Source organism: Telluria sp. ZB2R32 (genome assembly GCF_059685715.1).
This window is the reverse complement of the sequence record NZ_JCASIG010000001.1, coordinates 34533-49641: the sequence shown is the minus strand read 5'-3', so window position 1 is coordinate 49641 and position 15109 is coordinate 34533. Positions and strand designations below refer to the sequence as shown.

Genomic DNA, 15109 nt, shown 5'->3' with positions numbered 1-15109 from the left:
TGAATCCTATTGGTGAGAATCGAGCGACAGCCCGAGCAGGCGCTGCTGCAGTTCGTCGTCGCGGGCCAGCGCCGCCATGCCGCCGGCATGGGCCACACGGCCGTCGTCCATCACGCTGACGGTGTCGCCGAGCGAGCGCACGAAATTGAAATTCTGCTCGACCAGCAGGATGGTGGTATCGGTATCCTTCAGCTCGCGGAAGGCCGCGATCAGGCTCTGGACGATGGCCGGGGCCAGGCCTTTGGTCGGCTCGTCGACCAGCAGCAGTTTTCTCGGCTCGACGATCGCGCGTGCGATCGCCACCATCTGCTTCTGGCCGCCCGACAGGTTGCCGGCCGGGTAATTCCAGAATTTTTTCAGGGCCGGGAAGAAGCCGAAGATCCAGTCCACGCGCGCCTGGTCGAGCGGGCCGCTGCGCGCCGCCAGGTGCAGGTTTTCGCGCACGGTCAGGCTGGAAAAGACCGCCATGCTTTCCGGGACGTAGGCGATGCCGGCGCGCGCGATGTCGGGCGTGGCCAATTTGGTGATGTCGCGGCCGTCGAAGGTGATCGCGCCGGCGCTGGCCTGCCACAAGCCCATGATGGTGCGCAGGGTGGTGGTCTTGCCGGCGCCGTTACGGCCCAGCAGGACCGACAGGCCGCCGCGCGGCACGACCAGGTCGACCCCTTGCAGGATGTGGTAGCGGCCGATGTGGGTGTGCACGCCGGAGAGGGTTAAAAGCGAGTCAGGCACGGCCAGTTTAGGCATGTTCGGCTTCCGGTGTTCCAAGATAGGCTTCCTGGACGATCTTCGATTGCATGACTTCGGTGGGCTCGCCATCGGCCACCAGGGTGCCGTTGTGCAGCACGATGATGCGGTCGGCCAGCTGGCGCACCACGTCCATCTTGTGCTCGACCAGCAGCACGGTCTTGTTGGTGTCGCGCTTGACGGCGTGGATCAGGTCGAGCACGACCGGCACCTCGTCCACGCTCATGCCGGCGGTCGGCTCGTCGAACATCAGGATGTCGGGTTCGAGCGCCAGCAGGATCGCCACTTCCAGCTTGCGCTGGTCGCCGTGCGAGAGCGAACCGACGTGGGCGTCGCGCTTGCCCGCCATCGCCACCCGCTCCAGGTAGTGCTCGGCGCGCGCGATCAGTTCCTTGTGGCCGAACCAGACCGAAAACATGTTCATGCCGATCCCGGCGCGGCTTTGCACGGCCAGGCGCACGTTTTCGATGACGGTGAGGTTGGGGAACAGGTTGGTCAGCTGGAAGGCACGGCCGATGCCGAGCCGGGTGCGCCGCGCCGCGCCTGCGCGCGTGACGTCGACGCCCTTGAGTAAAACGCTGCCCGACGTGGCCGGCAACTGGCCCGAGACCAGGTTGAAATAAGTCGTCTTGCCGGCGCCGTTGGGGCCGACGATCACCGTCAGCGTGCCCGGATAGAAGTCGGCCGTCACCGCGTCGACGGCGACGTGGCCGCCGAAGCGGATCGTCAGGCCGCGGGTGGACAAGGACGGCTGTTTGTTCACGTCGGCCATCTCAGCGCTTGTTCTTGACCGGCAGCGGCAGCTCGGCGGTCGGGATTTCGCGCACCAGTTCCAGCAGATCCCACTCGTTCTTCTGGTCTTTCTTGATGCGGAAGTGGTACATCGACTGCAGCGCCTGGTGGTCTTCCTTGCGGAAGGTCATCGGGCCTTTCGGCGTCTCGAATTTCATGCCTTCCATCGCGGCGATCAGCTGATCGCTGTTGCCATTCGGCGCTTTGGACAGGGCGTTGAATACGGCGCTGGCCGCGGCGAAACCGCCGGCGGTGAACATGTCGGGCGGCGCCTTGAAGCGCTTCTGGTGTTCGGCGACCAGCCAGTCGTTCATCTTGTTCTTCGGGAAGGCGTAGTAGTAATAGATCGTGCCTTCGGTGCCGGCGTAGTTCTTCCAGGTTTTCATCACCGGCAGGATGTTGCCGCCCGGCGCCAGCATGACGCCGAAGCGTTCCGGCTTCATGTCGGCGATCTTGTTCATCGGGTTCGGTCCGGCCCAGACGATCTGCAGCACGCGCGGCTGCGGCTTGTCCTTCAGTGCGTCGAACAGGCGCTGCGTCGAGGCGGTGAAGTCGGTGGTGGTCATCGGCGCGTATTCCTCGTGCACCACCTTGGCCTTGCTGCCGGTCGCGGCGAGGGCTTCCTTGCCGGCCTTGATGGCGTCGCGGCCAAAGGCGTAGTCCTGGGTCAGGAAGCCGACGCTGCCGGCTTTCAGGGTGCTCGCGGCGGCCATCGCATCCTGCATCGAACTGCGCGCGGTGCGGAAGATGTACTTGTTCCACTTGTCGCCGGTGATGGCGTCGGCCACGGCCGGCTCGATGATCAGCACCTTCTTGTATTCCTTGGCCACCGGCAGCATGGCCAGCGCCGAGCCGGAGGAGGTGGTGCCCACCGCGATATCGACCTTGTCGTCGCCATAGGCTTCGGCCAGCAGGGTGCGCCCGAGGTCCGGTTTGCTCTGGTCGTCCTTGACGATGACCTTCAGCTTGCGGCCGGCGATTTCCATCTTGCCGCCGGTGAGGTATTCGAGGCCCATCATGAAGCCGGTCTCGGTTTCCTTGGCATAGGCTTCGAGGGCGCCGGTCTTGCCGGCGATGAGGGCGACCTTCAGGTCGGGGCCGGCGGCCAGCGCGTAGGGCGCGGCAGTGGCGGCAAAGGCGAGGAGGATGGATGCGCTTATCGACTTAACTGAGGGTTTGATCAGGTGGTGCATGGTGTCTCCTGTGGTTCTGGTTATTCAGGGTAGGCGCGCCAGGAACTGGCGGATCGCCTCCAGGGCTTCCGGTTCGGTCAGCATCGGCGCATGGCCGACGTTCAGCACTTCGGCATACGCCATCGTCGGCGCCGCGCGCCGCATCCACGCCGCCTGGCTTTCTTCGACCAGGTCCGACAGCGCGCCGCGCACCAGGAGCGTCGGGCGCTTGTGCGCGAGCCGCTTGAAGGCGAGGCGTCCGGCCAGCGAGGTCGGCCGAAGTTTACCTGTTTGCAATGCTAGCGCAATACTGGGGTCATAGCGCAATGCCAGTTGCCCCGCTTCGTCTTCGACAAAGGCGCGGCGCGCCCATTTGCCCCATTCCTCGTCGGGCGCGTCGGGGAAAGCGCAGGCGTTGATGTCCTTCAGGTAGGCGGCCGCCTCATCCCAGGAGGCGAGGGTGCTGCAGCGGCCCGCGTAGCCGGCGATGCGCGCCAGGCCGCGCAGCGACAGCACCGGGCCGACGTCGTTGATGACCGCGCCGGCGATCAGGTCGAGGTGGCGCACGGCCAGCGTCATGGTGATCAGGCCGCCCATCGAGGTGCCGATGAAGACGGCGCGGGCGATGCCGAGGTCGTGCATCAGCTTGACGACGTCGCCCGCATACACGATCGGGTTGTAGTTGGCGGGATGCGGGTCGCGCGCCGAGTAACCGCGGCCGCGCACGTCGGGCGCCAGCACGCGCCGTCCCATGGCGGCGATGGCCGGCGCCAGTTCGTCGAAGTCGCCGGAATTGCGGGTCAGGCCGTGCAGGCAGATCACGGGAAGGCGTGCCGGCAGCGGCGCGATGGCCTGCCCCGGTGCCTCTGCCGGAGGTGCGGCCGCATAGTCGCGTGCGTACAGCGCCAGCCCGTCGGTACTTTGAAAGCTGATTGGTGTGAAGGTGGACACGCTGGCAGATCCTGTGGTTCTTGTAAAGGAAAGCCGGGCAAAGGAAGGGCGGGCCACACCGCCGGCGGCGGCGTGGTCGCGCGTCAAACTGTTTCCTCGTCCGGCCCGGCGGATCAGAAGCGGTACTCGACCGTTGCCGAGACGGTGCGCGGATTGCCGTAGAAGGCCGTCACCGTTCCTTCGTTGCCGAGGGTCGGGAACAGGTAGCCGGCCGTCTTGTAGCGCTCGTCGTTCAGGTTCTTGCCGTGGATGCCGGCGCGGATCTTGCCGTCGGCGCGGGTCCAGACGATGCTCGCGTCATACAGCTTGTACGAGTCCTGGTCGAGGATCGACACGGTTTCGAACTGGTTGGTCGCGCCCTTGTAAGACACGCTGCCGATCAGCGAGATCCTGCCGTTGTGGCCCATCAGCGGCAGCGGGATGTCGTAATTGGCGCGCAGGTTGGCCGAGTTGCGCGGCGTGTTCTGGAACACGCGCTGGTCGGCCACGTTGACGCCGTTGGCGAAGTATTCCTTGTAGTCGGCGTCGATGTAGCTGTACATGCCGGCGACCGTGAAGTCGCGCGTCAGGTTGGCGATCACTTCCAGCTCGGCGCCCTTGATCTTGGCCTTGCCGGCATTCGTGGTCACACCCGCGAAGCTGTCGTCGCGGCCGTCGCCGTTGGTGTCGATCGCCACCGAGCCCGGAATCTGCACGTCCTTGTAGTCGCTGTAGAAGACGGCGGCATTGGTGGTGATGCGCCCGCCGTTGAAGGCCGACTTCAGGCCCAGTTCCACCGTCTCGATGGTTTCCGGCGCGTAGCCGGCGCGTGCCTGCGCCAGCGGGATGCGGGTGCCGACGATGTTCAGGCGCGGATCGAAACCACCGCCCTTGAAGCCTTCGGCATACGAGGCGTAGACGTTGTGGTCGCTGTTGACCTTGTAGTTGACGGCGACGCGCGGAGTGAACTTCTTGTCTTCGCGTTCCAGTCCGCTGCGCAGGTCGGTGTCGGTGCGGAACGGGATCGCGCCCGGGTTGCCCATCTCGGGCGTGCCGTTTGCGCCCAGGAAGATCTGGCGGTAGATCGAGGCGGTGCGCTTGTCGACCGTGTAGCGCCCGCCCAGCGACAGCGAGAGGGCGTCGGTGAAGTTGTAGCTGCCGTCGATGTAGGCGGCCCAGGCCCTGGTGCCGATGTCGCCGCTGGTGAAGGTCGAGGTCGGAACGGCGCCGGCCAGGATGGTATCGAACTTGTTGTAGGCCTGGGCGTCGATGTAGTACACACCGGCCACGCCGGCGATCCGGTCGCCCGTATAGGTCAGGTTGAATTCCTGGCTCAGCTGCTCGTTCTTGTACAGCGCCGGCACTTCCATGTCGACCACGGGCAGCGCGTCGAAGTCGATCGGCGCCCAGGACTTGTCCTTGCGGCTGGCCGTGATCGATTTGACCGTGAACTGGTCGTTGATGCGGTATTCGACCAGGGCCGAGACGCCGTGCGCGGTGACTTCCTGGTCGTGGCCGAGCGCCTGGGTCAGGTTGGCGCGGGTGTCGAATTCGTTGGCCAGGATCGGCGCGCCGCTGGTGCGGCCGACGGTCAGGCGGTGGCCGTTCTTCGGGCTCGAATCGTCTTGCGTGCCGTCGCCGGCGATGCGGATGAAGAGGTCGGGCGTCGGCGTGAACTCGGCCGACAGGCGCAGCGCCGTCACGTCCTTGTCGTAGTTCTCGGCGCCGGTGTACAGGTTCTTGCCGAAGCCGTTGCGCTTGAAGCGGGCCACGGTGCCGCCGACGCGCACGGTGTCGCTGAGCGGCGTGCTGACGGTGGCGACGGCATCGCGCTGGTCGTAGTTGCCGAGCGTGCCGCGCAGGCGCACGTCGGTCTTCGGTCCCAGCTTGCGGGTGACGTACTTGACGGCGCCGCCGATCGTGTTGCGGCCGTACAGGGTACCCTGCGGGCCGCGCAGCACTTCGATGCGCTCGACGTCGTAGATATCGGCCACGGCCGCCTGCGGACGCGCCAGGTAGATGTCGTCGATGTAGATGCCGACGCCGGACTCGAAGCCGGCCAGCGGATCGGCCTGGCCGACGCCGCGGATAAAGGCGGTCAGGGTGGAGTTGGTGGCGCGCGAGGCCTTCAGGGTCGTGTTCGGCAAGGCGAGGGCCAGTGCGGTGACGTCCGGCACGCCCTGCTTGGACAGCTGGTCGGCGGAAAACGCGGTGACCGAGACCGGCACGTCCTGCAGCGATTCTTCGCGGCGGCGCGCGGTGACGACGACTTTCTGGACGTCGGATGCGCTTTCCCCATCAGGAGCGGGTGCGCCTGACGATTGCTGCGCGTGGGCCGCGCCCATGGCGCCGCTGGACAGGGCCAGCAGGGCGGCGGCGGAATGTTTGACCAGATTCTTCTTTTGCTTTGTCAGGCGCATTTCTTGTCTCCTCGTTTTGGATATGGCGTCGGGGCGCAATCGCACGCGAGGCAGTGTGCACCTGTTCGGTCTGGCTGAAAAGATAACGATACGCCCACCCCTTGTGCGTGAATGCACAGATCACCGCACCAGCGTTGGGCATCCGCCTATGCAGGGCGAATGCTGCAAACGCACAATTTGTGTGCCGTTTGTGCCGCTTCAAACATGCAGATGGGAATTGATTGCGGGAGGAATGTGCACTGGTGCACAATATGCCGAATTGATATTACACAACGTGCGCCGATGAACACCTTGCCCGAGTGGACCGACCTGCGATTCTTCCTCGAACTGGCGCGCGCCGGCACGCTGTCGGGTGCCTCACGCCGGCTCGACGTCGAGCACACGACGGTGGCGCGACGCATCGACCGCCTCGAAAAGGAACTCGGCACGACCCTGTTCGACCGTTCGCGCGAAGGCTACGAGCCCACCGAGATGGGGCTGGCGCTACTGCCGCATGCGGAAGCGATGGAAGGCGCGGCGCTGGCCGCGGCCGAGCAGCTGGGCGGAGCGGAAGTGGCGGCGCACGGCGTGGTGCGCCTGGGCGTGCCGGAAGTATTCGGGGTGAAGGTGGTGGCGCCGCTGCTGGTGGACCTGCTCGACGCCAATCCCGACCTGACGATCGACCTGCTGGCGCTGCCGCGCTTCGCCAACCTCGCCAACCGCGAGGCCGACCTCGGCGTGATGCTCGATCCGCCGACCACCGGCCGCTACATGGTCACGCGCCTGGCTTCGTTCCGCTTCTACCTGTACGCCTCGCCGCGCTACCTGGACAAGCACCCGCCGATCCGCCACCAGTCCGACCTGTCCCAGCATTATTTCGTCGACTACGTGCAGGACACGCTGGCCAGCCGCGAACTGTCCTACCTCGACGAACTCGGTTTCACGCCGAAGCGGCGCCTGTGCTGTTCGGGCATGACGGCGCAGATCGAGGCCGCCTCGCTCGGCATGGGCCTGATGATGGCGCCGCCCTACGCCGTGCCCGACGACGGCCGCCTGGTGCCGGTGCTGCCCGGCTTCTTCGCCGAACGCTCGTTCTGGCTGGCCGCGCCGACCGATTTATACCGCCTGCGCCGGGTGAAGGTCGTGTGGAATCTGCTGCGCGATTATGCGGACAGCCAGCCGTCGCTGTTTGTGTGAGTGTGCTCGGAACGGTATTCTCCACCACCGCCGGTTGTGCATCGTAGGGTGGACTCCCCGAGTCCACGCGTTCGTGCCGCGGCACACCACCACTGTCCCGCCGCAGGCTCTTGTACGAAGGCTACGCGAAGCTGTTCCACTGACCACAGTCCGGAACGCGTGGACTCGGGAGTCCACCCTACGGTGCACCGCTGTCTCGGGCTGCGAATTTTATTCGTCTCGTCTATCCCTTGAACGGATTGCGCTCATTCAGCTCGCTCATGTAATCGTCGATCCCGCCCGCCTCGCGCTCGAGGAAGCGTTCGATTGCGTCCGCGAACGACGGATGCGCCAGCCAGTGCGCGGAGAAGGTGCGGGTCGGCAGGAAGCCCCGCGCCATCTTGTGCTCGCCCTGGGCGCCGCCCTCGAAGGTCTTGATGCCTTGCTCGATGCAGAATTCGAGCGGCTGGTAGTAGGCGGCTTCGAAGTGCAGGCAGGGTACGTGTTCGAGTTCGCCCCAGTAGCGGCCATACAGCGTGTCGGCGCTGTGGATTACCAGCGAGGCGGCGATCGGCTGGCCTTCGCGCTCGGCGATCACGAGCAGGATATTCTCCGGCATGGTGCGCCCGATGCGGCGCCAGAAGTCCAGGTTCAGGTAGGGCGTCGAATAGTGCGCGGCGTAGGTGTGGCGGTAGCAGCGGTTGAAGAATTTCCAGTCGGCGTCCGTGACCTCAAGCCCGCGCACGCGGCGCAGGGTGACGCCAGCCTCGGCCACCTTGCGCCGCTCGGCGCGGATGTTCTTGCGCTTCTTCTGTTCGAGCGTGGCGAGGAATTCGTCGAAGTTCGCATAGCCCGGGTTGAGCCAGTGGAACTGGACGCCGCTGCGCAGCAGGAAGCCGGCCGCCTGCAACTGGCGCGCGTGTTCCTCGGGCGGGAACAGGATGTGGGTCGACGAGACTTCGGTGGCGCGCTGCGTCGCCTGCAGCACGTCGATCAGCGCGGCGCGTGCTTGCGCATCGACAGCCAGCAAACGCGGGCCGGCCACCGGCGTGAACGGCACCGCCGCCAGCAGCTTGGGGTAGTAGTCCAGGCCGTGCCTCTGATAGGCGTCGGCCCAGGCCCAGTCGAACACGTACTCGCCGTAGGAATGGCCTTTCACGTACAGCGGCAGGGCGGCGGCCAAGGTGTCGCCATCATAGAGCGCGATGTATTGCGGCTGCCAGCCGCTCTCGGGCGCCGCGCTGCCCGATTCGTGCAGCGCGTGCAGGAAGGCGTAGGAAAGAAACGGATTGGCTTCGTCCTGCTGTGCCAGCAAGCCATCCCAGGCTGGCTGGCCGATCTCGGACAGGGAAGATACGATATGCGTGCGATAATTCAAAATTGCTCTTTTATCTAACGAAATGCGCTAAAAGTGGTGTGTCGGGAGACCCGGCGCAGCTGCTGGCGTTCCGCACTTCTGCCATGCGAAAGACGCTCAATGAACAATCGATTCTATAACCTGTACTCCCACGGCTTCGCGCGCGTGGCCGTCGCCATTCCGCGCTGCCGCATCGCCGATCCCGCCTACAACGTCGAGCAGACACTGACGCTGGCGCGCCAGGCGGCAGAGCAGGGCGCGGCCCTGGTCGCCTTTCCGGAACTCGGGATCTCCGCCTACAGCTGCGAAGACCTGTTCCACCAGAAGGCCTTGCTCGACGCATGCGAGGACGGCTTGCGCGCGATCGTCGAGGCTTCCGCCAGCCTGCCCCTGGCGATGGTAGTGGGCCTGCCCCTGCGGGTCAATCACCAGCTGTTCAATTGTGCGGCGATCGTCGCAAACGGGCGCGTGCTCGGCCTGGTGCCGAAGAGCTATCTGCCGAACTATGGCGAATTCTACGAGTCGCGCCAGTTTTCGGCCGCGGAATCGGCCGCCGTCGATGCAATCAAACTGTTCGGCGAGATCGTCCCTTTCGGTCCGAACCAGGTGTTCGAGGTCGAAAACCTGCCGCTCTTGCGCTTCCACGTCGAGATCTGCGAAGACGTCTGGGTGCCGGTGCCGCCGTCCTCGTTTGCCGCGATGGCCGGGGCCACGGTGCTGGTCAACCTGTCCGCGTCGAACGTGCTGGTCGGGAAGAGCACCTACCGCCACCAGCTGGTGGGCCAGCAGTCGGCGCGCTGCATGGCCGCCTACCTGTACACCTCGGCCGGCCGCGGCGAATCGACCACCGACGTGGCCTGGGATGGCCAGGCGATCATCTACGAAAAGGGCGACCTGCTGGCCGAGTCGCCGCGCTTTCTCGACGAGTCGCACATCATCTTCGCCGACGTCGACCTCGGACGCCTGTCGCAGGAGCGCATCCGCGCCACCACCTTCGCCCAGACGGCGCGCCGCCACGCGGACGAGATCAAGGCCTTCCGTGTCCAGCGCATGACGCTCGCGCTGCCGTTCGACGCGACGCTGCCCCTGGACCGCGAAATCGAACGCTTCCCCTACGTGCCGGCCAACCGCGCCTTGCGCGACGAGCGCTGCACCGAGGTCTACAACATCCAGGTGCAGGCCCTGATTCAGCGCCTGTTCTCGAGCGGCATCCAGAAGGTGGTGATCGGCGTCTCGGGCGGGCTCGATTCGACCCATGCGCTGCTGGTCTGCGCCGCCGCCATGGACCGCCTCGGCCTGCCGCGCACGAACATCCTGGCCTATACCATGCCCGGCTTCGCCACCAGTGGCCGTACTTTGCAACAGGCGCATGCGCTGATGGAAGTGGTGGGTTGCACGGCGCGCGAAATCGACATCCGCCCGAGCTGCCTGCAGATGCTTAAGGACCTGAACCATCCGTTCGCCGAAGGCAAGGAGCAGTACGACGTCACCTTCGAGAACGTGCAGGCGGGCGAGCGCACCAACCACCTGTTCCGCCTCGCGAACCACCTGGGCGCGATCGTGATCGGCACCGGCGATTTGTCCGAGCTGGCGCTGGGCTGGTGCACCTATGGCGTGGGCGACCACATGTCGCACTACAACGTGAATGCCAGCGTGCCCAAGACCCTGATCAGCCACCTGGTGCGCTGGGTGGCGGAGACCGGCGCGGTCGTGGAGGGCGGGGCGGAAGTGCTGCTCAACGTCCTCGGCACCGAGATCAGCCCCGAACTCGTGCCCGGGAAGGAAGGCGACGACAAGCCCGCGCAGATCACCGAAAACGTGATCGGCCCCTACGAGCTGCAAGACTTCAATTTGTACTACATCCTGCGCTACGGCTTCACGCCCTCGAAGGTCGCCTTCCTGTCGTATTCCGCCTGGCGCGCCAGGCACGAGGGACACTGGCCGGACGAGCATGGCGCGCGCAACGAATACGACCTGGCCGCCATCAAGCGCAACCTGTCGATCTTCCTGTGGCGCTTCTTCAAGACCAGCCAGTTCAAGCGCAGCTGCGTGCCGAACGGCCCGAAGGTCGGCAACGGCGGCTCGCTCTCGCCGCGCGGCGACTGGCGCGCCCCGAGCGATTCCGAAGCGACGGTCTGGCTCGACGACCTGGCGAACATCCCGGACTGAAAAATTCAACTGAAACTGGAGCAGACATGAAACAGATTACCTGCGTAATCAAGCCGTTCAAACTCGACGAAGTGCGCGAAGCGCTGGCCGACGTGAACGTCACCGGCCTGACCGTCACCGAAGTGAAGGGTTTCGGCCGCCAGAAGGGCCATACCGAACTGTATCGCGGCGCCGAATACGTGGTCGACTTCCTGCCGAAGGTGAAGATCGAGGTGGTGGTGGACGACGCCGTGGTCGACCAGGTGGTTGACGCCATCATCAAGGCGGCGCGCACCGGCAAGATCGGCGACGGCAAGATCTTCGTGCAGGATGTGCAGCAGGTGATTCGCATCCGCACCGGCGAGACCGGCGCCGACGCGGTGTAAGCCGCACCAGCCGCGATTCCTGTAACCTCGTGTAGGCGCAGTCTTGCATGAAGGCGAGACGCGCCCTTGTCCGTACGCTGGCTAATCTACGTTATCCTCATTGCATTAATTGCAACTGACAAGACCTCGGGTGCGGGTTCCGCTCTCCCGTTCGAGGTGAGGAGAAGCGACGTGAGCGACATTGAAAAAATCCATACCGGCATCCCGGAACTCGACCTGGTACTGCGCGGCGGCTTGCCGCGCTCGCGCGTGCACCTGGTCGAGGGCCGCCCGGGTTCGGGCAAGACCACGCTCGGGCTGCGCTTCCTGATTGATGGCCGCGACAAGGGCGAGGCCTGCTGCTATATCTCGCTCTCCGAGACGGTCGCGGAACTGCGCGCTACCGCCGCCAGCCATGGCTGGTCGCTGGACGGCATCGAATTGCGCGAAGTCGTGCCCGCCGAGGTCAACCTGGAGCGCCAGCAAAGCGTGTTGTTCCCGTCCGAAGCGGAACTGGGCGAAACCATCGCGCTGATCACCGACATCATCGACGCATGCGCGCCCGTGCGCGTCGTCATCGATTCGATGTCCGAATTGCGCATGGTCGCCAACGACCCGATGCGCTACCGGCGCCAGATCGTCGTCCTCAAGCAGTACCTGCTCAAGCAGGCATGCACGACGATGCTGATGGACGACCTGACCGACGATCCACGCCAGTACGACCTGCAGGGAACGGTCCACGGCGTCATCACGCTCGAGCAGCGCGAGCGCGAATTCGGCGCGGCCCGGCGGCGCCTGCGCGTAGTGAAAATGCGCGGCGCCGATTTCCAGAGCGGGTGGCACGACTTCGCCATCACCGGCAGGGAAGTCTACGTGTTCCCGAGCCTGATCGCCGACGAGCACGTCAAGCAGGCATCGCCGGGCGTGGTCGGCAGCCGGATCCCCGCGCTCGACCAGATGCTCGGCGGCGGCCTCGCGCGCGGCACCTCGGTCATGATCCTCGGGCCGACCGGGTCCGGCAAATCCTCGCTCGCCCTCCAGTACGCCAACGTGGCGGCGGAGCAGGGCGAACACGTCGCCTATTTCGCGTTCGACGAAACCAAGGAAACGCTGCTGGACCGCGCCAACGGCCTGTCGATGCGCGCATCCGATGCCATCGGCGACGGCAGGATTTTCTGGGAGCGCATTAATCCCTCGCGCATCTCGCCCGGCGAATTCATCTGGAAGGTCAGGCGCCAGGTCGAGGACCACGACGCCGCCGTGGTCGTCATCGACAGCGTGAACTCGTATCTCGAAACCATGCACGAGGAAACCTCCTTGCTGCTGCAGATGCACGAGTTGCTCAGCTACCTGTCGAACCGGGGCGTGCTGACGATCCTGATCGTGGGCCAGTCGGGCTTGCTGGACAATGTCCACGATCCGCTCGACGTCGGCTTCCTCAGCGACACGGTCGTGCTGCTGCGCTTTTTCGAGTCGGACGGCGACATCCGCAAGGCGATTTCCGTCCTCAAGAAGCGCCCGGGGCACCATGAAACGATGATCCGCGAATTTTCGCTGAATGCCGGCGGCGTGTGCGTCGGCGGCCAGATCGCGGGCATGGAAGGCGTCCTGACCGGCGAGCCGCGCCCTGCGCCAGGGACGACGCCCGATACGACCGCGGCCGATGACTGATCCGCGCAAATCCGATTGGCCGGCCAGCGTCGCCATCTGCGCGCCTTCCGGCAACGATGCCCCGACGCTGGCCCGGCTGTTCCGTAAATGGGGCGCCTGGGTCAGCATCTGCGCGTCGGCCGAGGACGTCGTCGCGGCCGTATCCGACGAAGCCTTGACGCTGCTGGTGTTGACCGAGGAAGTGCTGGAGACCTGGGCCGACCCGCTGGCGGCGGCCCTCGGCGCACAGCCGGGCTGGTCGGACCTGCCATCCATTGTCCTGAGTTCCGAGGCGATGCGCGCCGGCGCGGGCAGGCAGTGGCGCTTCCTGCGCCGGTTCGCCAACCTGACGGTGCTGCAGCGGCCTTGCTCGGCCGATCTGCTGTATGCCGCGTTCGAGTCGTCCTGCCGTGCGCGCGCCTGGCAGTACACGGTGCGCGACCAGATGCAGAACCTGCAGGCCGCGGCCGCGCTGCTCGAGCAGCGCGTGCAGGAACGCACCACACAGTTGCTGGACGAAGTCGAGACGCGCAAGCGCGCCGAGAGCGCTCTCGCCGAAGCGCGCAAGCTCGAGGCGCTCGGGCGCCTGACCGGCGGCGTCGCGCACGACTTCAACAACCTGTTGCAGGTAGTGCAGGGGTCGGCCACCTTGCTGCCGCTCGTGAAGCCCGGCAGCGAAGCCTTCCAGCGCGCCTTGCAGGCGATCGAGCGCGCCACCGCGCGCGGCGCCAAACTGACCCAGCAGCTGCTTGCCTTCGGGCGGCGCCAGGCACTGGCGGCCGGTCCGCTCGATATCGAAAGCCAGCTCGACGCCATGGCGGACCTGCTGCGGCAATCCCTGCGCGAACAGACGGTGCTCAGGCTCGAGGTCGCGCCGGGGCTGTGGCAGGCGGACGCCGACCCGACCCAGCTCGAGGTGGCGCTGCTGAACCTGGTCGTTAACGCACGCGACGCCTTGCCGCGCGGCGGGCAGGTGGTACTCGACGCGCACAACCTGGCCCTGCCCTCGGCCCGGGTCGATACCGGCACCGACTTGCGCGGCGATTTTGTCTGGCTCTCCGTCGCCGACAATGGCACCGGCATGGCGCCGGAGGTCGCGCGGCACGCGTTCGAGCCCTTCTTCACCACCAAGCAGGTCGGCGCCGGCACCGGTCTTGGACTGAGCCAGGTGCATGGCTTTGCCTGCCAGTCCGGCGGCACCGCCTGGATCGACACCACGCCGGCCGGAACGACGGTGTCGATCCTGCTGCCGCGCAGCGGGCGCACGGCCGCGCTAGCGGCGGAGAGCGCCGCGGCTCCGGGCCTGGCACCGATGCAGGACTTGCGGGTGCTGTACGTGGAAGACGATCCGGAAGTGGCCGAGGCCGGCCTTGCACTGCTCGGCGTCCTCGGCTGCAAGGCCCACCTGGTGCCGGATGCGGCCGCGGCGCTGGAGCAGCCGCTGCGGGAATTCGACCTGGTGTTCTCGGATGTGATGATGCCCGGGGAAATGGATGGGATCGACCTGGCGCGCGCGCTGCGCAACAGCCATCCCGGCCTGCCGGTGCTGCTCGCCAGCGGCTATGCGGTCGCCAGCGAACGGCTCGAAGGCCTCGACATCGTCATGCTCGCCAAGCCGTACTCGCGCGAAGCATTGGGCCAGGCGATCGCGCGCCTGGTGCCGGCGGCCCCTGCGCGGGCGGCGTGATGATGCTTCAGCGCCCCATCTGGATATCGAACTTCCACGTCACCAGCCGCATCACGCTGATCGACAGCGCGCTGGTCCACAGTGCGAAGTCATGCGAGACATTCGCATACAGTCCCAGCAGCAGGAACATCCAGTTGCCGAGGAAGGCGCACAGCGCATACGGCTTGCCGTCCCTGAACACCATCGGCACTTCGTTACAGACGATGTCGCGCAACACGCCGCCGAAGATCCCCGTGATCACGCCCATCATCGAGGCGATGAACAGCGGCATGTTGGCGTCCAGCGCCGCCGAGGTGCCGGCGATCGAGAACAGGCCCAGGCCGACGGCGTCGGCAATCACGATCAGGCGTTCGGAGACGATGTGACGCAGCGTGCGGATCAGCGGGGAGGCGATCAGGGCCAGCACGAAGATGGCGATCGCGTATTCCTGGTGCGTGACCCAGAACAGCGGGCGGCGGTCGAGCAGGATGTCGCGCAGGGTGCCGCCGCCGAAGGCCGCGATGAAGGCGACCGTGAAAACACCGACCAGGTCCATGCGCTTGCGGCGCGCTTCGATGAAGCCGGAAAAGGCGCCGACCAGGATCGCCATGATTTCGATGAACTTGATGAGGGTCATGCAGCAGGCTATTCAGTGAGCATGTTGCTAGCCTAACATGCCGTGACGTAGGGTGGGCGGCTACACCCGT

The 15109-nt window shown here is 65.8% G+C and carries 12 protein-coding genes; 5 read left to right on the top strand and 7 right to left on the bottom strand.

What is annotated here, in order from left to right; all coding sequences use genetic code 11:
* Positions 1-6: 6 nt before the first annotated feature.
* From AC56LG_RS00205 to AC56LG_RS00185, 5 genes are all read right to left on the bottom strand, one after another.
* Positions 7-747, bottom strand: coding sequence for an ABC transporter ATP-binding protein (locus AC56LG_RS00205; protein ID WP_497164136.1), 741 nt, complete (start codon positions 745-747; stop codon positions 7-9).
* Positions 740-1519, bottom strand: a complete 780-nt coding sequence (locus AC56LG_RS00200) for an ABC transporter ATP-binding protein (RefSeq protein WP_497164135.1) — start codon at positions 1517-1519, stop codon at positions 740-742. The genes AC56LG_RS00205 and AC56LG_RS00200 overlap by 8 nt, the downstream gene beginning before the upstream one ends.
* A 1-nt stretch (position 1520) precedes the next feature.
* Positions 1521-2732: a substrate-binding domain-containing protein gene (locus tag AC56LG_RS00195; protein WP_497164134.1), complete on the bottom strand. Its 1212-nt coding sequence runs from the start codon at positions 2730-2732 to the stop codon at positions 1521-1523.
* Between the two features lie 24 nt (positions 2733-2756).
* Complete coding sequence (locus tag AC56LG_RS00190) at positions 2757-3662, bottom strand: alpha/beta fold hydrolase (RefSeq protein ID WP_497164133.1); 906 nt, start codon at positions 3660-3662, stop codon at positions 2757-2759.
* Between the two features lie 113 nt (positions 3663-3775).
* Entirely contained in the window at positions 3776-6061 is a 2286-nt protein-coding gene (locus AC56LG_RS00185) for a TonB-dependent receptor (protein ID WP_497164132.1), read from the bottom strand.
* Positions 6062-6343: 282 nt separating this feature from the next.
* Here AC56LG_RS00185 and AC56LG_RS00180 point away from each other — a divergent pair, with 282 nt between their 5' ends.
* Positions 6344-7237, top strand: coding sequence for a LysR family transcriptional regulator (locus tag AC56LG_RS00180; protein ID WP_497164131.1), 894 nt, complete (start codon positions 6344-6346; stop codon positions 7235-7237).
* A 223-nt stretch (positions 7238-7460) separates the two neighbouring features.
* Here AC56LG_RS00180 and AC56LG_RS00175 read toward each other — a convergent pair whose 3' ends face one another.
* Positions 7461-8594, bottom strand: a complete 1134-nt coding sequence (locus AC56LG_RS00175) for a GNAT family N-acetyltransferase (RefSeq protein ID WP_497164130.1) — start codon at positions 8592-8594, stop codon at positions 7461-7463.
* A gap of 99 nt (positions 8595-8693) precedes the next feature.
* On the opposite strand from AC56LG_RS00175, the gene AC56LG_RS00170 reads away from it, so the two are divergent.
* The 4 genes from AC56LG_RS00170 to AC56LG_RS00155 all read left to right on the top strand — a co-directional run bounded on the left by AC56LG_RS00170 (position 8694) and on the right by AC56LG_RS00155 (position 14423).
* On the top strand, positions 8694-10742 hold the full coding sequence (locus AC56LG_RS00170) for an NAD(+) synthase (protein ID WP_497164129.1): 2049 nt from the start codon (positions 8694-8696) through the stop codon (positions 10740-10742).
* Positions 10743-10768: 26 nt separating this feature from the next.
* Positions 10769-11107, top strand: coding sequence for a P-II family nitrogen regulator (locus AC56LG_RS00165; protein ID WP_192054780.1), 339 nt, complete (start codon positions 10769-10771; stop codon positions 11105-11107).
* A gap of 66 nt (positions 11108-11173) precedes the next feature.
* Positions 11174-12757, top strand: a complete 1584-nt coding sequence (locus AC56LG_RS00160; RefSeq protein WP_497164128.1) for an ATPase domain-containing protein — start codon at positions 11174-11176, stop codon at positions 12755-12757.
* Positions 12750-14423, top strand: coding sequence for an ATP-binding protein (locus tag AC56LG_RS00155; protein WP_497164127.1), 1674 nt, complete (start codon positions 12750-12752; stop codon positions 14421-14423). The genes AC56LG_RS00160 and AC56LG_RS00155 overlap by 8 nt, the downstream gene beginning before the upstream one ends.
* Positions 14424-14430: 7 nt before the next feature.
* Here AC56LG_RS00155 and AC56LG_RS00150 read toward each other — a convergent pair whose 3' ends face one another.
* Positions 14431-15039 (bottom strand): trimeric intracellular cation channel family protein, encoded by a 609-nt coding sequence (locus AC56LG_RS00150; RefSeq protein ID WP_192054788.1) that lies wholly within the window; start codon positions 15037-15039, stop codon positions 14431-14433.
* Between the last annotated feature and the right edge of the window lie 70 nt (positions 15040-15109).

What these genes read in the sequence shown, in the direction of transcription:
- AC56LG_RS00150 (WP_192054788.1), bottom strand. Translation starts at nt 15,039, where the DNA reads ATGACCCTCATCAAGTTCATCGAAATCATGGCGATCCTGGTCGGCGCC.
- AC56LG_RS00155 (WP_497164127.1), top strand. Translation starts at nt 12,750, where the DNA reads ATGACTGATCCGCGCAAATCCGATTGGCCGGCCAGCGTCGCCATCTGC.
- AC56LG_RS00170 (WP_497164129.1), top strand. Translation starts at nt 8,694, where the DNA reads ATGAACAATCGATTCTATAACCTGTACTCCCACGGCTTCGCGCGCGTG.
- AC56LG_RS00205 (WP_497164136.1), bottom strand. Translation starts at nt 747, where the DNA reads ATGCCTAAACTGGCCGTGCCTGACTCGCTTTTAACCCTCTCCGGCGTG.
- AC56LG_RS00195 (WP_497164134.1), bottom strand. Translation starts at nt 2,732, where the DNA reads ATGCACCACCTGATCAAACCCTCAGTTAAGTCGATAAGCGCATCCATC.
- AC56LG_RS00185 (WP_497164132.1), bottom strand. Translation starts at nt 6,061, where the DNA reads ATGCGCCTGACAAAGCAAAAGAAGAATCTGGTCAAACATTCCGCCGCC.
- AC56LG_RS00180 (WP_497164131.1), top strand. Translation starts at nt 6,344, where the DNA reads ATGAACACCTTGCCCGAGTGGACCGACCTGCGATTCTTCCTCGAACTG.
- AC56LG_RS00200 (WP_497164135.1), bottom strand. Translation starts at nt 1,519, where the DNA reads ATGGCCGACGTGAACAAACAGCCGTCCTTGTCCACCCGCGGCCTGACG.
- AC56LG_RS00165 (WP_192054780.1), top strand. Translation starts at nt 10,769, where the DNA reads ATGAAACAGATTACCTGCGTAATCAAGCCGTTCAAACTCGACGAAGTG.